The organism is Kribbella sp. NPDC004536, assembly GCF_042873835.1.
Lineage (GTDB): Bacteria > Actinomycetota > Actinomycetes > Propionibacteriales > Kribbellaceae > Kribbella.
In genome coordinates, this window is the sequence record NZ_JBIALY010000003.1 from 1,590,140 (window position 1) to 1,607,595 (window position 17,456).

Below are 17,456 nucleotides of genomic sequence, written 5' to 3' on the forward strand. Positions count from 1 at the left end.
CCTAGCGGACTTCCATCCGGCGTGCTAACTTAATCAACCAGACGGATGACAGAGTTTGATGAACGGATGATTGGAGTCGGTGATGAAGGTCGCGATCATGGGTGCGGGGATCGGCGGGCTGACGCTCGCGCAGGGGCTGCTCGCGGCAGGCGTGGACGTCGCGGTGTACGAGCGCGATCCCTCCCCGCAGCACCGCAAGCAGGGCTACCGGATCCACATCAGCAACGTTGGGGAGGACGCGCTCGCGGCGACGCTGCCGGATGCCGTCCGGCGCCGGGTGATCGCGACCGCGACGCATCCTGGAGACCTGGTGGCGGGGTTCGACGCGCAGCTGAACACGCAGTTCGAGCAGGTGTTCCCGGTCGCGGGGCCGGACGCCGTGACGTCCGTCGATCGGTATGCGTTTCGCCGGGCGCTGATGACCGGGCTGGACGACGTACTGCAGTTCGGCAAGCAGTTCACGTCGTACATCGAGACCGACGAGGGTGTCGAGATCGCCTTTGCGGACGGGACTTCCGTGACGGCCGACGTGCTCGTCGGAGCGGACGGGGTCGGCTCGCGGGTGCGGTCGCAGTTAGTGCCCGCGCAGGACGTGATCGACATCGGCGTGCGGTGCATCTACGGGAAGGTGCCGTTGACGTCAGCCGTTCGGTCGCTCGCGCCGGAGGCGTTCCTGCGCGGGTTCTGCTTCGTGAGTGACGGGGCCGGCCTCGGTACGGCGTTCGGCCCGGTCATGTTCCGGGAACCACCGGCGGAGTACGGCGACTACCTGATGTCGGTGCTGACCGGGACGAACGCGGTGCTCGGCGCCTCGGACGAGGAGCTGCAGGCGATGGATGCGGCCGACCTGTGGGCGCTCGTACGGCGGTTGGTGGCCGACTGGCATCCGTCGATCCGGGCGCTGATCGACGCGGGGGAGCCCGAGGCGGCGTTCCCGATCACGTTGCGGACCTGCCTCACGGTCCCGACCTGGTCGTCGTCGAAGGTGACGATGCTGGGCGACGCCGTGCACCCGATGACCCCGGCCGCGGGGGCCGGCGCGAACACCGCATTGTGGGACGCGGCCCGGTTGACGCGGGCGCTGACGTCGGGGGAGGACCTCGCGACGTACCAGAAGGACGTCGTCACGAACGGACAGGCCATCGTCACCGAGTCGCTGCACAACGCCGAGCGGCTGTTCAACGTCACGATCCCGGTCTGAGCCGCTCGCGTAGTTCGGGAAGTCGTTCGAGGATCTGAAGGGAGGCAGCATGGCGCGCTCGTGCGTACAGCTCGAGGGACGGGGAGACGGGAGACGGCTCGGCCAGCGGGAACGTCGAGCCGAGGGTGTGTGCACAACCGACGGCGAGTGCGGACAGGAGATCGTCCGGCCGGGCTGCGGGATGCTCGTCGCGGTAGGCGTCCAGCAGTACGCCGAAGCCGTCGATCCACTGGTCGCCGAGCATCACCGTGCGAGGGTCGGCGCCGATCCGCGCGATCTCCCAGGCAGCGAAGCCCGGTCGCGGCGGCTGGAAGTCGATCACCGCGGCGACCGCGTCGCCATTCAGCATCAGATTCGGCGAGGCAAGATCACCGTGCAGGACCCGCACAGTCAACGGCGGCAACTCCGCGAGGATCGCCTCGGCCCGCCCAAGCAACGCCCGCCGCTCGAGCGCCGCCTCCCAAGCCCACTCCTCGAACGAGCTCAACTGATGGCGCCTACGGAAGGTTGTGATCAGCTCGTCGAACTGCCTCTTGGACCGCTCGATGTCCCGCACGCCGGTGGCCGGTCGGAGGGTCGGCGCCGCGGCCGGATGTTCCGCGAGCAGGCGGTGCAGCCGGCCCAGGACCGTACCGACCGCCGGCCAGCGTTCGCCGGTGATCCCACCCTCGGCCGTCTCCCCGTCGACGAACTCCCACACCGACATCGGCATCCGCCCGTCGATGACATCTCCGGTAAGCGTCCGCCGTACCTCCGCCAGCGGCACCGCCCCACGCCCGGCGTAGGCCGTCAACTCGATCGCAGCCCGCTCCTGCTCCAGACCACCCCGATAAACCTTGGCAAACCACCGCCGCCCGTCACCATCGACAACCCGATAGTTGACCGTGACGGTCCCGGCCTCGATCCGGCACACCTCAATGGCATCAATCCCATACACCCCCTTCAACACCGACTCAAGCAGGAGGATCACTAGGCTCCTACCAGGCGGCCTCGAGACCGCTCGACCGCGGTATACCAGAGCCCGTACAGCTCGTCCGGGGCGTCGGTCAGGGCCGATTCCCATCCCCAGCGGTCGTTCTCGACCCACCCGCGCACGTCCCACGGCGGTCCGATCGGTTCGCCGGCCGCGCGCGCCGTGAACCCGTCCTCGACGAACGCCAGGTGCTTGACCAAGCCGGCCAGCGTCATGGTCGACGGAGCGTGTGTTCGCCGTAACTCCTCGGCGCCCAGACCACCCGTCTTCCACCCGAACTGCTGCCGCGCCCGATCCAGCGCGTACAACAACATCTCGACCTCACCGCCCAGCGGGCGCTCGACCCTCGGCAACTCTCTCCAGTGCATCGGAGTCCCTTCGTGAGTTCCCCAGCATGCCGTACGCAACGGGCCCGAGCTCTTCATCCGGCCGCCTTCCGGGCGTATCACGGCAGTAGCACGAAAGGCTCGTCGACGACGATGCCGACGGGCTTCGTGGTCAGGGGAGGGAGAAATCACGATGAGCCCACGACAAGGACGGCGCCGGGGATGGAGTCTGGCGATGGTCGCCGCGGCCGCCTTCGCGGCAGCCGGCGCCCTGTCACCGGTGCCGTCGAGCGCCGGCAGTACGACCGTGACCGCGGACACCAATCCGACGGCCTGTTCGGTGCGGGTCAACGACACCCCGCAGAAGCTCGTCGACTGCGTGAACAAGGCCGACCTCTGGGCGCACATGGTCAAGTTCCAGCAGATCGCCGACGCCAATCCGGGCGCGGACGGTCACCCGTCGCGGAATTCGGGTGAGCCCGGCTACAAGGCCTCGGCCGATTACGTCGCCGCCGTCATGCGAGCCGCGGGATACAGCGTGACGTTGCAGGAGTACAAGTTCCCGTACTTCAGCTTCGTCGGCACCCCCGTGCTACGGGAGGAGTCGCCGAACCCGCACTCGTTCGCGATCGGCGTCGACTTCAACCCCGGCCAGGTCGTCGGTACGACCACCACGAAACTCCAGCCGGCGCTCGGCATCGTCGTACCCGCGACACCGACGCCCAGCTCGGCCAGCGGTTGTACGGCGGCCGACTTCGCCGGGTTCGTACCGGGCAACATCGCGCTGATCCAGCGCGGCACCTGCACCTTCGCCACGAAGGTGGCCAACGCCACCGCGGCCGGCGCCACCGCGGCCGTCATCTTCAACGAGGGCAACCCGGGCCGTACCGGCGTCTTCACGGGCGGCCTGTCCGGCAACGAGCACATCCCGGTGATCTTCACGACGTACGCCGTCGGCACCCAGCTGTTGAGTCAGTACGTCCCGGGGACCGGCCCGGTGATCACCGTCGACGTCAAGGCCATCACAGACCCGAACCGCTCCGACTGGAACGTGATCGCCGACTCCAAGGGCGGCGACCCGAACAACATCCTGGTGATCGACGCGCACCTGGACGCGATCTTCGGCGCCGGGATGCTCGACAACGCGTCGGGTTCGGCCACGATCCTCGACATCGCCCAGCAGCTGAAGAACACCAACACCCGGAACAAGCTGCGCTTCATCTGGTTCGGCGGCGAGGAACTCGGCCTGCTCGGTTCGGACTTCTACGTCAACACGCTCCCGCCCGCGGAACTCGCCAAGATCAAGTTCGACCTCGACGCCGACGTCACCGCCACACCGAACTACGTTGCCGGGGTGCTCGACCCGAAGGACGGCGTCACGTTGTTCGGCCGCGCTCCGGGAACCCCGATGCCGCCGAGCATCTTCGCCCCGTCGGCGATCGGGCGTGACTTCGGCATCGACTACCTGAACTCGATCGGGAAGAACCACATCCTGTTCTCGGCCGACGGTACGGACGCCTTCGAGTTCCAGCTGGCCGGCGTACCGGCGAGCGGCGTGCTGACCGGCCAGGACTGCTGCAAGCTCGCCTCGGACGTCGCCCTCTTCGGCGGCACCGAGGGCAACTTCGAGGGCAACATCCCCAGCACCGACGGCGGCTGCGTCGACAACCCGTTCCGCTGGTGCGACAACCTCAACAACAACGACCCCGAGGTCCTCACCTGGATGTCGAAGACCTTCGCCAACATGGTCGGCCACATGGCCTACGACACCCAGGTCTTCAACGCCCCAAGACCCGCTACCGGCCACACCAAGCCGACCCCGTCCAAGAACAACCCACCAACCAGCTGACCGACACCCCGCTGGGCCTCAGCCACCTGCCGAGGCCCAGCCGCTACATCAGACCGATCACCGACGCGTCGACGGCACGGCGCCCGGAAGTACCCGCGTGCCCTCGACCCGGACGGCGCGCAGCTTGTTCGGATCGAGCCCGAGAAGGGCGAGGACCGTCGGAGCGACCTGCGTCGTCTCGACGGGCGTGCCCACGACCTGGGCCCGGACGCCCGCACCGCTGACGATCATCAGGACATGCTGATCGCCGGTGTCCATACCGCCGTGCTCGGCGAGCTTGGTCGGCTTCGCGTAGACGACACCCTCCAGGACCTTGCCGAAGACGTCGGGATACCGGCCGTTGCCGACCGCAACCCCGAAGAACCGCGCTGCCTGAGCACCCGCCCAGATGTGGGTCAGACCTGAGTGCTGAACGGTGACGGGCTTCTTGTCGACGTCGAAGCCCTGCGCGGTGTGGTTCCACAGGTAGCTCTTGACGAAGTTGCCGGCGGCCTGCGAGTTGTCCGACAGGTACGACTGCCAAAGGTCGTCGTTCGTACCCGCGACGATCAACGTCTTACCCGGGTGCGTCTTGGCCCACTCGGTGTTGATCGCGTCGACGATCGGACCGTCCTGCACGGTGACGAGCTTGTTCGGATCCTGCGGCGACTGACCGTGCTTCGCGGTGACGATGATCGTCGTCGAGCCCGTCAGGTGCTGCTTCGCGAGCTCCGCGACCATCCGGCCGAGCTGAGCGTCGACGGAGTCGAAGGCGCTCGCGAGCACAGGGCCTGGTACGAGCTTGCCGTTGACCCACTGGTAGCCGCCGGGCTGCGGCGCACTGGTGGTGTAGCCGCCATGCCCGTCCGAGATGAGATCGGCCGCGGTCGAACGGATCTTCTGCGCGACCGAGACGGTCTGGAAGTTCATGCCGAAGATCGCCGGCGTACCGACGTGGTCCTTGCCCGAGTGGTCGAGACCGTCGATCTCGTTCAGTACCGCCTGAACCTTGTACCCGTCGTACTGCTTGGTCGCGGCATCGATGTGCGCCCAGTCGTCGTCCTGCGGGTACGGCTTGCCGTCCGGCATCACAGCCTGCGAGTCGATCTCCGGCCCGAAGAAGTCGTCGATGCTCTTGCCCTGCGACCCCGGCCCGTTGAACGACAGGTAGACCGCGTGCTTGTCGGACCACGCCGTACGCAGACCGGCAGCGTGGATCACCTGAAAGATCGAGTTATCGCCCAGGTAGTCCCACGGCATGATGTACTTGCAGGTCGCCGGGTCGACCGGGAAGGTGGTCCGATCGAACGACGACGCGTCGTTCTTCAGGTTCATGATCAGCGCCGGGTCGCGATCAACCCCATCAGGCCCGTAGATCGACCCGTTCTCATCAAACGAGGGAAACGCGTGCGCCGCCCCGGTACTGAGATCCGGCACACCCGGCAGCGCATCGTCAGGCGAGTCGTACACGACATCACCACCCGTAGCCGCCCGCCCAGGAGTACAAGCCGCCCCTGGCTCATCAACCTTGTGGCTGTACTCGACGTCGTAGTACACCCCGGTCGACTTAGGGTTCCCACCAGTCATCAACGCCGTACCACCCGGATCAGAATCCGAAGGATTCGACGTCACCGCCCGCGTGTACTCGCGCCCGCCACGCGTCAACCCCGCAAGCACGGACCGTGGATGCGTAGCCACATACCAGTCAAGATCCCCCTGATGCATCCCATCAACCGAAACCAGCAACACATGCTTGCCGGAAGACGGGCGTGTCACCTGGGCGCTTGCACTGCCACCAGGAACAGCCGACCCCGCAGCAACCAACACCCCCACAACACCAACCACAACCGAACGCGCGTACTTCGACATGGGCATCTCCAGGACTCGAACCAACCTGCGACCCCATACCTATGCGCCCACTACAGCCCTTGCGTGACCCCCAGATGTCCAACACCCTGCGATCCAGCAACCACAACCTGGTGAAACTGTGCACCTCCTCAGCTCCACCACAACCACCAAGTAGGCCGGGCGGGACTCGAACCCGCGGCCCCTCCGTCATGAGGCTGAGCAGGCGCAGAGGTAGACCAGCCTGAGGCCCCTGCTCCACCGGGCGAGGGGCCTACGCTTAGGGCTGGATGAAGTCTGTGAAGAGCAGTTCGTTGGGCGACCCGGCACCCGGAAGGCCGACGACCTTGCGCGTGTCCGAGTTGAGCAGCCCCTTGGCGACGTCGGCCGGCTTTGCCTTCGGGTGGGCCGCGATATAGAGAGCTGCCGCGCCAGCGACGTGTGGTGCAGCCATCGACGTGCCGCTGATCGTATTGACGTCCGTGTCGGATGTGGCCCAGTCGGACGTGATCGCGACACCTGGCGCGAAGATGTCGACGCAGCTGCCGAAGTTCGAGAAACTCGCTCGGACATCGTTGATGTCGGTAGCCGCGACCGTGATCGCGTTCGGCGCGCTCGCCGGCGAACCGGTGCAGGCGTCCACGTTTGCGTTGCCCGCAGCGATGGCGTAGGTCACGCCGCTCGCGATGGAGCTCTGCACCGCGTCATTCACCGCAGTGCTGAAGGCGCCGCCGAGACTGACGTTCGACACTGCCGGTTTGACCGCGTTCGCGGTGACCCAGTCGATGCCGGCGATGACGCCGGACGTCGGGCCCGAGCCCGTGCAGCCGAGCACCCGGACGCTGACGAGCTTGACACCCTTGGCCACGCCGTACTGCGCACCGCCGACGGTGCCTGCGACATGGGTGCCATGACCATTGCAGTCCTGGCCGTCCAGGCCATCACCGATGGCGTCGAAACCGACCGAAGCGCGGCCGCCGAAGTCTTGGTGCGTCGTCCGGATCCCGGTGTCGATGACGTAGACAGTCACGTTCGACGCCGTCGACGAGTACGTGTAGCTGCCGTCGAGCGGAAGCTTGCGCTGATCGATGCGGTCGAGACCCCACGAGGGTGGGTTGGACTGCGTGGCATCGACGCGCATGACGCTGTCCTGCTCCACGTAAGCGACGGACGGGTCATCGGCGACCTGCTGGGCCTGGCTGGCCGACATCTCCGCGGCGTAGCCCCGCAGCGCAGCGCCGTAGTACAACCTGACCCGGCCGCCGTGCGACTCGGTCAGGCCCTCGGCGGTGCGGCGCACCTGAGCCTTGGACGCCTTCTGGTTCTTGTAGACGACGATGTAGCTGCCGGCGATGGGCGTGCCGGCCGCCGCGTGCAGCTTTCCCGACGCCACGGCTCCGGCTGTCTCCGTCGGGACGGCGATGGCGAGGCCGGCGAGCAGCGCCGCGATCCCGGTGATCGGCCCGACACGTCCACGAAGAGTGCGCACCAGTGTCATGTTTCCCCCCGTTTCTACGCCCTATCCGGCAGCTCATGCGCGTCCGTCATCGAGCCCGGCCGGGAGTCACTGATGAGTGCTCCAAGACGGCGATCAGCACGATGTCGCGCCCCTTGCCGAGTATGCGACCGGAGATCGGGCCTGTCGAGGGGATCGGTCAGTAGCGTCCGCGTCTACCGGAATCCGGGACCAAGCCTCGAACCACCGACAAACCTGGCGGTGGTCGCGCGATTCGGCTCGCCCTGTGGAGAGCGGTCGAGGGGTGCCGATCTGGCGGACCGCGCTGTCCGGGGTGTTCCACGGTGATTCTCCGGCGGCGCAACTGGGGCTGCTGGGTGGTCACGCAGCGAGAGCTGTTGGTGGGCCGCCGACCCAGTCGAACAGCGCGATCCAGGCGGTCTCCCGGGACCAGAACTCTGGTAGGTGCAGGCTGATCGAACCAAGGTCGCGACCCGTGCCGCAACGTTGATCAGCTTGCGGCGGATCGTTGCAATGGCCGCCCGCGCGAGGTGAGGCTTCGAGCCGAAGAGCACATGCGCAGGTTCGATCAACTACATGCCGATGACTCAATCGAGGCCCGCTGGCGGGCCTCCGCGAAGCTCCAGGCTGGCGGCCGCACACCGGAGCCGTGGGCAACGATCCGATTCCCGCACTTCGCGTGAAGCCCGCCGAGTCCTTCCTCGCAGCGGAGATGGTGCAACTCGGCCTGCGGTTCAACGCCGAGGGGCCACGTACGAAGTCGTCGGCGCCCGATGCGCGTCGGGCCGACTCAGGTCAGAGGCCAGATGGCGCCTCTGACCTGCGATCATTCGGCGTATTTCGCGCGCCACTGCGGTGGATCGAACGGCGAGCCGTAGATGCGCGTCTCGCGGGCGATTCGTCCGTCGCGGAACTCGACGATGTTCGCTACGTAGTACACGTCGCCGCCGTAGTCCGACCGCCCCAGGACGACGAAATCATCCGCGGCACCCGTGATCCGGAGGATCTCGATCGATGGTGGTGCCGGGTATTCGCGCTGCATGGCCAGCATCCGGTCCCGGCCGACGATGCGCTCACCGGACTGCGGCATCTCCAGCACGTAGTCCTCGGCGCGCATCTCGTGTTCCGCCTCGGCCGATAACGTGAGTTGGCCGTTTGTCGGCCACAACCGCTGAAGCAATTCCCGATTGCGGTCCATGATTCAGCCCAGTGGTGGCAGGTCGAAGGCGTCGTTGGGGGTGCGCAGGAGGGCCACGCTGGCTCCGGCGAAGCCGACTGCGGTGACCACGAGCCCGATGCCGGCAGCCACGTGCCCAGGCATGAAGGGGTGCGTGGCGCCGCCGACGGCGAGCGCGATCCCCATCCAGACCGGCGTGACCCGGCTCCGCGCCAGCGCGATCCCCTGCAGCAACAGGCCGATCGTGATGGCGAGGATGAACAGCAGACTTCCGACCGCGAAGATCGGCAGCGTGTCCATCACGGACCGGACCTTCTCCATCGTCGCCGCGTCGAGGTGTTCGTGGACGGTCAGGTACTCCGGCGTCACCGGACCACCGAGCAGGAACAGCCCGGCGCCGAGACCGCCCGTGGTGACGATGGCACCGGCGGTGGACAGTCGCGGTACCCGTCGGCGCGAGACCCACGCGACGGCGAAGCACGCCGGTACCAGCAGGAAGAAGGGCACCTGCAGCCACTGCATGAGCTCGAACCGGCCCTGGTCCGCCGCGACCGCCGTGACGGTCTCGCCGAACGGCGCGTCGCCGTCGACCGGGCTGATCAGGTAGACGATTCCCTGCAGCAGCATCGGAACGGGGGCGATGACGGCCAGCTGTACTCGCCAGAAGCCGCGCACGTCACGCGGCTTCCGTACCGTCTTGACGGGGTTGTGGGCTGTGGTGGACATGAGCAACTCCTTCGAGAGTGCGCCGGGTCAGCGCTGGAGATCTCAGAATCGAACCGGGCCGGCCCCAGGCGGCAGGTTCGCGGCTCACACCCGCCCCCGGAAATCTTCCTGGGTCCGCTGGGGGCAGACCCCTGTTCGCGTGGGGGTTCAACGTCTGATGATGGGCTCGTGAGCGCCGATCCGGAGGTCACGGGGCGGACCGACCGCCGGCTGCGGTCGGTGGCTCTCGGTGTGCTCGGTCTGGCACTGCTCGGTACCGTCGTTACAGTCGTCGCCGCGGCGGCGTCCGGGCTGAGCTGGTCGCGACTGGTGGACCTGTTCGTCGTCACCAATACCCTGATCGGGTTGTGCCTGGCGTTGGCGGGCCGGCCGATCGCGGACCGTCACCCGCGCAACCTGGTCGGCTGGTCGCTCCTCGTCGGCGGCGTCTGCTATGGCTCGACCGCGCTCGGGACCGGTGTCATCGCCTGGCTGGGGGAGCCACGGGCCTTCTGGCGTGGAATCGCCACAGTGACGAACGGCGGCTGGACGTGGACCTTGGCGACGCTCCTGCCGGTGTCGCTCGTCCTGTTCCCCGACGGCCGGTTGCCGAGCCGGCGCTGGCGCTGGGTCGTCGCGATGTTGATCGTCACCGGCGTCAGCTGGACCGCGGCCGGAGTCCTGGATCCGAACGGCGGGATGACGGCCGAGCTAGGCGTTCCGGGATACCCGGCCTGGTCCGGATTCCAGCAGATCGTCTGGCTCGAGGACGTGAGCGCGGCCGGGTACCTGTCGGCCTTCGCTGCGGTCGTCGTCCGCTACCGGCGCGGCTCCGAGCAGGTCCGCCGACAGGTCCTCTGGTTGCTGCTCGCAACGATTCTCATGGTCGGGTGCTTCGCGGTCGCGACCGCGGCCGGTTCGGAGTCCCTGCTGTTCGGGGTGTTGCCGATCCTGCTTGTCCCGGCGGCCGTGGCGATCGCCATCCTTCGGTACCAGCTGCTCGACATCCGGCTGGTGGTCTCACGCTCAGTGCTGGTGATCGCCCTCGCCTTCAACCCCGTGCGGGTCTGGTTGCAGCGGTTCATCCAGCGGGCGTTCTACGGCGCGCGTCAGGATCCGGTCCGGGCGATGGTCGAGGTCGGCGCCCGGCTCGGTACGGCGGCGGGCTCCGGGCTGGACGGCGTGCTCGCCGCCTTGTGCGGGGTGATGCGCTTCCCGGCGGCAGCTGTGCTCGTCGACCGGAGCCGGGTTTCGGCGTACGGCGAACTGCCCGCCGCACGGCACGCGATCGTGCTCAGCTCCGGAGCCGAGCGACTCGGCGAACTGGTCGTCGGCCTGCGTTCGGGCGAACAGCGGCTCGATCCGGCGGACGAACGAGTACTCACGCTCCTGGCCGCGCCGCTCGCGGTGGCGGTACAGGCCAGGCGGCTGGCCGATCAGCTGCGGGACTCGCGGGAGCGGGTCATCACCGGCCGAGAGGAAGAGCGTCGGCGGCTCCGGCGCGATCTGCACGACGGACTCGGTCCCGTGCTGACCGCGGTGGTGCTGAACGCCGAAGCCGCGTTGCGCCTGCTCGAGACGGATCGCGGACGGAGTTCGGTCCTGTTGGCGAGCCTGCGCGACCTGACGATCGGGGCGGTCGAGGAGATTCGCCGGCTCGTGGACCAGTTGCGGCCGGCCGCGCTGGACGGACTCGGCCTCCTCGGCGCGCTTCGGGAGTACGCCGTGACCGCGGGCCGGCGCAGTGATGGTGGCGCACTAGGCATCACGGTCGATGCGCCGGCCGAGCTCGGCGAACTACCTGCGGCGGTCGAGGTCGCGACGTACCGGATCGTCACGGAGGCGTTGACGAACGTGATCCGGCACTCCAGCGCGACCACGGCCGGGGTCCGGCTGGCAGTGGAGCACGGACGGCTCCGGCTGGAGGTGCGCGACAACGGGCTGAACGACGGGCCGCAGTGGCAACCCGGGTGTCGGGCTCACGTCGATCACCGAGCGGGCGGCCGAACTCGGTGGCGAGTGCGACATCCGGTACGACCGGACCGGGTGCACGGTCAGCGTCGTCCTGCCGTTGGGACCCGCCGTACTCCAGCTGCAGCCATGACATTGCGGATCGTGGTGGCCGACGACCACGGCATCGTCCGGGAGAGCCTCGGTGCGCTGCTGTCGGCACACCAAGGCTACGAGTTGATCGGTACGGCGGCGAACGGGGAGCAGGCGGTTCGTGCGGCCGTGACGCTGCATCCCGACGTCCTCGTGATGGACATTCAGATGCCCGGGCTGTCAGGGATCGACGCGACCAGGGAGATCGGCCGGGTCGCGCCGGGCTTCGCTGTGCTGATGCTGACCATGTTCGACGACGAGTCGGTGTTCGCCGCGATGCGCGCCGGCGCCCAGGGGCACGTGCTGAAGGGTGCGGCGCCGGACAACGTGATCCGGGCGACCGCCGCGGTCGCCGCGGGCGAGGCCATCTTCGGGCCGGGGTCGCTCGCCGGGCGCTGGCGTACCTGTCCGGGCCGCGCGCCGACCAGCCTGCGTTTCCCGAGCTGACGCCCCGCGAACGCGAGGTGCTGGACCTGATCGCTGGCGGGCTGGGCAACGCGGCGATCGCCGGCCGGCTCGGAGTGGCGACCGCCACGGTCGGCAACCACATCACCAGCATCTTCGCCAAGCTCCAGGTTGCCGACCGCGCGGAAGCCATCATCCGGGCCCGCTCGGCCGGCCTCGGCGATCATTGAGCTCCACTGCCCAGGCCTCAGCCAGCGAGAACCAGCAGGCGGACGCGAGCGGCAGCCTGGCCTGGCCGCCGTTCGGTCACCACCTTCAGCACCAGAGGCCGCGGGGTCACGGTGAGTCCGGTCCGACGTCGTACTGATGGGCGGGTGCCGATCCCGCCCGGTCTGACAGGACCGGTTGACGTCGTGCTGGCCAAGGCTGTCGAGCAGATCCCCGGACGTCATGAGCTGGTGGGAGGAACCCGGTACGAGCCGAAGTGAGATGGGGTTCCTTTACTGAACTCGTCCACCTGACGTGCAACAAGTGGGGGTCGGTAAGAAACGTGTCACCAACTCCGCGCAGGGTGATGCTGATTGCTTGGATATATGCCTCGACCAATGGACGGGCAGAGTCCGGCGGCCCGTCGCCAACTGCCGGTCGCGGCCCCTGGATTGCTTCCGGCTCATCGCGGTGGGTCAGTGCGCCTGCTCATCCCTCAACGCGATGAACGGGAAGCACCAGTTCTCAGAGACCGCCGACCTTGGTCAGCAGGGCTCCGATCAACGGCGACAACACCGCCAGCAGGCTCTGCAGGTCGGCGCGGGGATCCGCACCCAGTTCCAGTTCCTCCGCGACCTCGGCCCGGAACGAGCGGCCGGCGCTGAACTTCTGCGGTGTGGTCGTCGACGGGTCCGGCAACGGTGCGATCTGATCCAGGAGGCGGCGCGCTCGTTGCTCGACCGCTGAGGAAACGTAGAGGTACACGCCGGCGACGACGCCGGTGAACGCGGCGCCGTACACGATGCCGAAGGTGTCCGGCAGCGGCGTCAGGCCGGCTGCTGCGGTTGCCTGCCGGAGGGCTCCTGTCGCGATCACCGCCAGCGCGATCACGCCACCGAGCGCCGCGATCGCGAGTCGCGTCGTACGGCGAACCAGTCGCAGGCGGGCGATCCCACTCGGCGTGGTCGACCAGCCGCGGTCGTCAGCGGCCGTTGTCTCGATACCTTTCAGCACCGCCAGCAGTGGCAGGTTGGCGATTCCTGCGATCAGATGAAGCAGCGGGATCTTCCAGTTCTGGCCCTCCATGATGTACGGGTTCCGCAATCCTGCGGCAGCGCCGATGACGAGCGGTACGACGGTCACCGTATACACGAAGGCAACGAAGCGGACGGTCGCACCACGACCGGCCGTGACGCCGTCTGCGGTCAGCCGCCGCAGCAGCAGGAGACCCAGCCCGGCCAACAGGACCCAGATCATTACGCTCACCGCGATGAGGTACTGCCAGACGGCCAGCTCGACAGCGCCTGCGCGGGCTGCCGGATCGGGGCCTTCGCCGCCGCCTGTCCACTTGAGTACTGCGAACGCCGCGAGGCCCGCGATCGGCGCGAACAGCAGAACCGCTGCCTGCGCACGGCCCCCAGCAGTACGCATCCGCGCCACCTCCGTCACCCTAGCGGTGAAGGCAGCGTATGGTCAGGCGCGGGTGATGACCAGCATCTCGTTGGCCGACTGTGTGGCGAGGTACGGTGCTGGCGGTCGCCGTACAGTCTGGCTGCCCTTCGACTCTCAGAGGTCGGAGCGAGGCGTGACCCGGCGGGTGGCTCGCGCAGTTCGCACGCGCGGATGTGGTTGCGTGGCCCACGGTTCGCGCGGAGGAGGACGCGGATGCCGAGGCAGACACTAGCGGCATTGTCGCCAGCGCCGGAGCCGCTGTAAACGGTCGGGCTGCTGCAGGCCGGGGCGCTTCCGCGGCCTGGTGCGGGCAACTGCCCGGCCGCGTTGACCGCGGCGCCAGACCGGCCAGTCCATCGTCCTCGTAGCGGCGCAGCCGGGCGTGCGCCGACTGGCGTGACACACCCCACTGCTCGGCGACCTCGCTCAGAGACCGGCCGTCGGCCAAGACCGCGAGTACAGCCTGGTACTTCTGCTCCTGCACGCTCAACTCCTGCAACATGAGTCGGGTGTCAAGGAACAACCGAAGCCACCGTCAAGCATCTACCGGAGCCACGTAAAGCAAGAGCCTGAGCCAACCTGTCAAGGATGACCCGGACTCATACATTCATGCTGTAGGGCGGGCGGGACTCGAACCCGCGGCCCAGGGATTATGAGTCCCCTGCTCTAACCAGCTGAGCTACCGCCCCGTGTGCGGCTGATCGTATCTGGTGGGGGTTTGGTGGGGGTTAGGTGGAGGGCCTCTTGAGGAGGACCTGGTGGAGGTGGGGGGGGGGGGGGGTCTCGGTGGCTTCGCGGAGGAGGGCGTCGGCTAGGTCGCGTCTGGAGGTGAAGCGGCCGGGGTGTTGGGGTTCGGTGAGGGTGTAGTTGGTGATGCGGTCGCCGTCGAAGAGGCCGGACGGGCGGAGGACGGTCCAGCCGAAGGTCGCTGGCGGCGAGGGTCTGTTCCAGGTGGCCGGCGTCCTCGTACAGTGGGCGGCCGAGTTTTGAGGAGCAGCGGTACGACGGTCTTGCGGTAGAAGAAGGTCTCGCCGGGCGCGGGTTTCATAGGTACGCCCGTCGACGTGACGCAGACGAGTCGCCGGATGCCGTGCGTGGTCGTGGCAGCGACGATGCAGGTCGCCGACTCGGACAGCGTCGTCGGCGCATCGGAACCGTACGGCACGCCGATTGTTGATCGTACGGCGTCGTGTCCGCCGATCGCCTGGGTCACCGCCGCCACCTCGCGGGAGTCGGCTGCTACTACCTGCAAGGCCGGGTCGGCGAGGGGGAAGGTCTCCGGATGGCGGGTGATCGCGGTGATGGTGTGTCTCTCGGTGAGCGCCTGGGCGGTGGCGAGCCGGCCGGTCGGGCCGTTGGCTTCGGAGATTGCGAGCTTCACGCGGTGGAGCGGCGGGGGGGGGGGACTCGATGCGCCGTACCGTCCAGGCGTTGCCGGCCCGCGCCGAGATCGCCGGCGCCGCGCACCGGATGTTCGTCGGCCGGGGCTGGGTTGCGACTACCGTGGGCGACCTGGCGCGCGAGGCGGGTGTGTAGGCGCCCAACGGTGTATGCGGCGCACGGCAGCAAGGCCGGGGTACTCCGTGTACGCGACAAGGGTCGGGGTACTCCGTGTACGCGACAAGGTCGGGGTGCTCGTGCGGCGACGAGGTCGGGCTGGCTCAGGGGGTCGCCGATGCGCGGGCCTGTCCGGCGGGCCGGGGGAGCAGCTTGCCGAGCTTGAGGCCGCCGAGGGTGGTCCGGCGCGCCAGCTTGCGGCGATGGTCGGCTTCGACCGGCGCCTGTGGGAGCGTGCCGGTGGTGTCATCCTGCTGCTCCGCGAGGTCGGACGGGTCGAGCCGGGACCTGGCCGGTGTGTACGGCGGCGGCCGGCGCAGGGCGGACGAGGCGCGTACTGCGGTGTTCTCCACCTGGGGGAAGAACGCGCCGCACCCCGGGCTGAACGTGGCGGAGGCCGTGGATATCTACGCCGGCCTGTGCAACGTCGACGTCTACCGCACGTTCGTCGACGAACGCGGCTGGTCGCCGGATCGCGTCGAGGAGTGGGTGGGTCGGGGCGCTCGTACGTGAGCTACTACGTCAGCGCTAGTTCGCCGCGAGTGTTCCGAGGAGGTTCGGCTGAGAACCAGGGGGCGGTCAGGGGTTTTACGGAGGGATGGTTACCGGTGGGCGGGCATGATGGGGGTACGTCCGGACGAAGGGAACACCGATGGGCTGGTTCATTTTCCTGGTGATCGTGGTGGGCGCGATCGCGGCGTACAAGTACCGCGTGCCGCTGCTCGCGAAGATCCTCGGTCAGCCACAGCACCGAATCCAGCGTGCGATCGACCGGAAGAAGGGGAAGTAACCACTTCCCCCACCGCCTTGGAGGTCTAGGCCAATAGGGTGTTATTCCGGGAACTTCAGGCACCACGCGGTGAGCGTGATTCGCGCGGTTGTTCCGAGGTCGGTGTCTACTGGCCAGACGAGCGGCTTCGCGCCGGGGTGGTGTGCGATGCGGAGGTAGGTGCCTGAAGCCTTGTGCTCGGCGACTTCTACTGTGTTCGACCAGGAGATCGCGGCGAGGGCCGATTCGCCTTTGTTCAGGTGGATCCGGGTCGGGCCAGGGTCGATCGCCATGTATGAGATGCCGTGGGCAACTGTCACCTTCAGTGGGCGGCGTTCGGCGTCGAGGACCGCGACGTCCGGGTATCCGTTGAGGTTGATCGGTGTCGAACGGCAGTTCGTCAGCTTCACGACCACGGCCCGATGGCCCAGGGCGGCGTCGATCGGCCCGACGGTGATCGAGGCGCCCGACTGCGGGCAGGTCGGCGGTGGGGGAGTCGGTGACGGTGTGGGAGTTGGCCGCGTCGGCTGCTCACCAACCGAGACGGGGCCGTCAGATGCACTCTCGGTCCCGCATGCACCGACGAACAACAGGATCCCCAGCAGCCCCACCCAGCGCGTCACGGGATCGAACCTACAACGGCGACGGAAAGCGAAAGCCGGGTGCCTGTGAAACAGGACCCGGCTGAAAGAGATTGCTCCCGCCACTGGACTCGAACCAGTAACCTGCCGGTTAACAGCCGGCTGCTCTGCCAATTGAGCTAGGCGGGATCGTGGTGTTGCTTCGGCCCCGAACCCGAGGACCTGAGTAGGTTAGCAGGCGCGCGGCGAACTACAAAAACGGGATTCGGGCGGCTGCCGGGTCAGGCGCCGAACTCGTCCCGGACCTGCCGGAGCGCCGCCTCGGCGGCGTCCACGACGCCGGGCTGGGACGGCTCCAACCCCTTGTCCAGAACGATGTTCCAGCTGATCTCGGTGCCGGTCGCGGCCGGATTCCGGCGGCCGACGATGCGTACGCCGCGCTTGCCGGCCAGCGGTACGTGACGCTGTACGACGATGCTCGCGTCGACCCGTTCGCGGAGCAGTTGGCCGAAGCGGCCCGGGTCCTCGACCTTCAGCTCGGAGGCGCGCAGCGGCGTACCGAAGTCAGTGGTCTCGTAAATGTGCAGGACCGACGCCTCGGAGTCCCAGTTCGCCCGCTCGATCTGCTCCCAGCCGACCCGGCGGTCCGCATCCGCGGAGTCCGACGGCAGGTAGACGGCCGCGCGCGTACCGGCCACCCAGCGACCGTTCGCCAGTTGCACGGCGGCAAGCACGTCTTCCTTGCGCCCAGTCGCGGCACGAGCAGCCGCCGACACGGCCGCCGCCAGCTCCCGAGGCCAGGCGCTACGCAGAAGTCTCACACCCACATCATTCCAGCACCTCCAAGCCG

General features: G+C 68.0%; 18 protein-coding genes, 2 tRNA genes and 1 pseudogene. 7 read left to right on the forward strand and 14 right to left on the reverse strand.

Annotated features, from left to right (window positions below):
- The first annotated feature begins 82 nt into the window (after window positions 1–82).
- A complete protein-coding gene (locus tag ACFYRU_RS33035) occupies window positions 83–1,201 on the forward strand; it encodes an FAD-dependent oxidoreductase (RefSeq protein ID WP_387665942.1) in 1,119 nt (372 codons plus the stop codon).
- Here the strand turns inward: ACFYRU_RS33035 and ACFYRU_RS33040 are convergent.
- The gene (locus tag ACFYRU_RS33040; RefSeq protein WP_387665944.1) at window positions 1,185–2,138 is read right to left on the reverse strand and encodes a phosphotransferase enzyme family protein; all 954 of its coding nucleotides are present in this window, start codon (window positions 2,136–2,138) and stop codon (window positions 1,185–1,187) included. The two genes, ACFYRU_RS33035 and ACFYRU_RS33040, sit on opposite strands and share 17 nt — an antisense overlap.
- Window positions 2,139–2,170: 32 nt before the next feature.
- Window positions 2,171–2,542, reverse strand: a complete 372-nt coding sequence (locus ACFYRU_RS33045; protein WP_387665947.1) for a DUF664 domain-containing protein — start codon at window positions 2,540–2,542, stop codon at window positions 2,171–2,173.
- A 151-nt stretch (window positions 2,543–2,693) separates the two neighbouring features.
- Here ACFYRU_RS33045 and ACFYRU_RS33050 point away from each other — a divergent pair, with 151 nt between their 5' ends.
- A complete protein-coding gene (locus ACFYRU_RS33050; RefSeq protein ID WP_387665949.1) occupies window positions 2,694–4,349 on the forward strand; it encodes a M28 family peptidase in 1,656 nt (551 codons plus the stop codon).
- A gap of 57 nt (window positions 4,350–4,406) precedes the next feature.
- On the opposite strand, the gene ACFYRU_RS33055 is transcribed toward ACFYRU_RS33050, so the two are convergent.
- The 4 genes from ACFYRU_RS33055 to ACFYRU_RS33070 all read right to left on the reverse strand — a co-directional run bounded on the left by ACFYRU_RS33055 (window position 4,407) and on the right by ACFYRU_RS33070 (window position 9,553).
- Entirely contained in the window at window positions 4,407–6,203 is a 1,797-nt protein-coding gene (locus ACFYRU_RS33055; RefSeq protein WP_387665952.1) for an alkaline phosphatase family protein, read from the reverse strand.
- A 250-nt stretch (window positions 6,204–6,453) separates the two neighbouring features.
- On the reverse strand, window positions 6,454–7,671 hold the full coding sequence (locus ACFYRU_RS33060) for a S8 family peptidase (RefSeq protein ID WP_387665955.1): 1,218 nt from the start codon (window positions 7,669–7,671) through the stop codon (window positions 6,454–6,456).
- Between the two features lie 805 nt (window positions 7,672–8,476).
- Window positions 8,477–8,848 carry a nuclear transport factor 2 family protein gene (locus ACFYRU_RS33065; protein ID WP_387665957.1) on the reverse strand — a complete coding sequence of 124 codons (372 nt, stop codon included), beginning with the start codon at window positions 8,846–8,848 and terminating at the stop codon, window positions 8,477–8,479.
- 3 nt (window positions 8,849–8,851) lie between these two features.
- Window positions 8,852–9,553, reverse strand: a complete 702-nt coding sequence (locus ACFYRU_RS33070; RefSeq protein ID WP_387665959.1) for a hypothetical protein — start codon at window positions 9,551–9,553, stop codon at window positions 8,852–8,854.
- 168 nt (window positions 9,554–9,721) lie between these two features.
- Between ACFYRU_RS33070 and ACFYRU_RS33075 the strand changes: the two genes are divergently transcribed.
- Window positions 9,722–12,082, forward strand: a complete 2,361-nt coding sequence (locus ACFYRU_RS33075) for a response regulator (protein ID WP_387665962.1) — start codon at window positions 9,722–9,724, stop codon at window positions 12,080–12,082.
- 17 nt (window positions 12,083–12,099) lie between these two features.
- On the forward strand, window positions 12,100–12,270 hold the full coding sequence (locus ACFYRU_RS33080; protein WP_387665965.1) for a response regulator transcription factor: 171 nt from the start codon (window positions 12,100–12,102) through the stop codon (window positions 12,268–12,270).
- Between the two features lie 502 nt (window positions 12,271–12,772).
- Here the strand turns inward: ACFYRU_RS33080 and ACFYRU_RS33085 are convergent.
- The 4 genes and pseudogenes from ACFYRU_RS33085 to ACFYRU_RS33100 form a co-directional block, all read right to left on the reverse strand.
- Window positions 12,773–13,678, reverse strand: a complete 906-nt coding sequence (locus ACFYRU_RS33085) for a hypothetical protein (RefSeq protein ID WP_387665968.1) — start codon at window positions 13,676–13,678, stop codon at window positions 12,773–12,775.
- A gap of 322 nt (window positions 13,679–14,000) precedes the next feature.
- Window positions 14,001–14,198: pseudogene (locus ACFYRU_RS33090) on the reverse strand (helix-turn-helix domain-containing protein); the annotation flags it as partial.
- Between the two features lie 116 nt (window positions 14,199–14,314).
- A tRNA-Ile gene (locus ACFYRU_RS33095) sits at window positions 14,315–14,388 on the reverse strand.
- Window positions 14,389–14,510: 122 nt separating this feature from the next.
- Window positions 14,511–15,080 carry an NAD(P)-dependent oxidoreductase gene (locus ACFYRU_RS33100; protein ID WP_387665971.1) on the reverse strand — a complete coding sequence of 190 codons (570 nt, stop codon included), beginning with the start codon at window positions 15,078–15,080 and terminating at the stop codon, window positions 14,511–14,513.
- Window positions 15,081–15,109: 29 nt separating this feature from the next.
- Between ACFYRU_RS33100 and ACFYRU_RS33105 the strand changes: the two genes are divergently transcribed.
- The gene (locus ACFYRU_RS33105; RefSeq protein ID WP_387665974.1) at window positions 15,110–15,235 is read left to right on the forward strand and encodes a hypothetical protein; all 126 of its coding nucleotides are present in this window, start codon (window positions 15,110–15,112) and stop codon (window positions 15,233–15,235) included.
- 125 nt (window positions 15,236–15,360) lie between these two features.
- On the opposite strand, the gene ACFYRU_RS33110 is transcribed toward ACFYRU_RS33105, so the two are convergent.
- The gene (locus ACFYRU_RS33110; protein WP_387665976.1) at window positions 15,361–15,609 is read right to left on the reverse strand and encodes a hypothetical protein; all 249 of its coding nucleotides are present in this window, start codon (window positions 15,607–15,609) and stop codon (window positions 15,361–15,363) included.
- Here ACFYRU_RS33110 and ACFYRU_RS33115 point away from each other — a divergent pair.
- Both ACFYRU_RS33115 and ACFYRU_RS33120 read left to right on the forward strand, forming a co-directional pair.
- Window positions 15,599–15,769, forward strand: a complete 171-nt coding sequence (locus ACFYRU_RS33115) for a hypothetical protein (protein WP_387665979.1) — start codon at window positions 15,599–15,601, stop codon at window positions 15,767–15,769. The two genes, ACFYRU_RS33110 and ACFYRU_RS33115, sit on opposite strands and share 11 nt — an antisense overlap.
- Window positions 15,770–15,908: 139 nt before the next feature.
- Window positions 15,909–16,046: a hypothetical protein gene (locus ACFYRU_RS33120; RefSeq protein ID WP_167214696.1), complete on the forward strand. Its 138-nt coding sequence runs from the start codon at window positions 15,909–15,911 to the stop codon at window positions 16,044–16,046.
- A gap of 41 nt (window positions 16,047–16,087) precedes the next feature.
- On the opposite strand, the gene ACFYRU_RS33125 is transcribed toward ACFYRU_RS33120, so the two are convergent.
- From ACFYRU_RS33125 to ACFYRU_RS33135, 3 genes are all read right to left on the reverse strand, one after another.
- Complete coding sequence (locus ACFYRU_RS33125; protein ID WP_387665981.1) at window positions 16,088–16,648, reverse strand: DUF4232 domain-containing protein; 561 nt, start codon at window positions 16,646–16,648, stop codon at window positions 16,088–16,090.
- A gap of 74 nt (window positions 16,649–16,722) precedes the next feature.
- Window positions 16,723–16,795 (reverse strand) — tRNA-Asn (locus ACFYRU_RS33130).
- 92 nt (window positions 16,796–16,887) lie between these two features.
- A complete protein-coding gene (locus ACFYRU_RS33135) occupies window positions 16,888–17,427 on the reverse strand; it encodes a hypothetical protein (protein WP_387665984.1) in 540 nt (179 codons plus the stop codon).
- Between the last annotated feature and the right edge of the window lie 29 nt (window positions 17,428–17,456).

What these genes read in the sequence shown, in the direction of transcription:
- ACFYRU_RS33105 (WP_387665974.1), top strand. Translation starts at nt 15,110, where the DNA reads ATGCGCCGTACCGTCCAGGCGTTGCCGGCCCGCGCCGAGATCGCCGGC.
- ACFYRU_RS33055 (WP_387665952.1), bottom strand. Translation starts at nt 6,203, where the DNA reads ATGCCCATGTCGAAGTACGCGCGTTCGGTTGTGGTTGGTGTTGTGGGG.
- ACFYRU_RS33085 (WP_387665968.1), bottom strand. Translation starts at nt 13,678, where the DNA reads ATGCGTACTGCTGGGGGCCGTGCGCAGGCAGCGGTTCTGCTGTTCGCG.
- ACFYRU_RS33050 (WP_387665949.1), top strand. Translation starts at nt 2,694, where the DNA reads ATGAGCCCACGACAAGGACGGCGCCGGGGATGGAGTCTGGCGATGGTC.
- ACFYRU_RS33035 (WP_387665942.1), top strand. Translation starts at nt 83, where the DNA reads ATGAAGGTCGCGATCATGGGTGCGGGGATCGGCGGGCTGACGCTCGCG.
- ACFYRU_RS33065 (WP_387665957.1), bottom strand. Translation starts at nt 8,848, where the DNA reads ATGGACCGCAATCGGGAATTGCTTCAGCGGTTGTGGCCGACAAACGGC.
- ACFYRU_RS33045 (WP_387665947.1), bottom strand. Translation starts at nt 2,542, where the DNA reads ATGCACTGGAGAGAGTTGCCGAGGGTCGAGCGCCCGCTGGGCGGTGAG.
- ACFYRU_RS33120 (WP_167214696.1), top strand. Translation starts at nt 15,909, where the DNA reads ATGGGCTGGTTCATTTTCCTGGTGATCGTGGTGGGCGCGATCGCGGCG.
- ACFYRU_RS33060 (WP_387665955.1), bottom strand. Translation starts at nt 7,671, where the DNA reads ATGACACTGGTGCGCACTCTTCGTGGACGTGTCGGGCCGATCACCGGG.
- ACFYRU_RS33070 (WP_387665959.1), bottom strand. Translation starts at nt 9,553, where the DNA reads ATGTCCACCACAGCCCACAACCCCGTCAAGACGGTACGGAAGCCGCGT.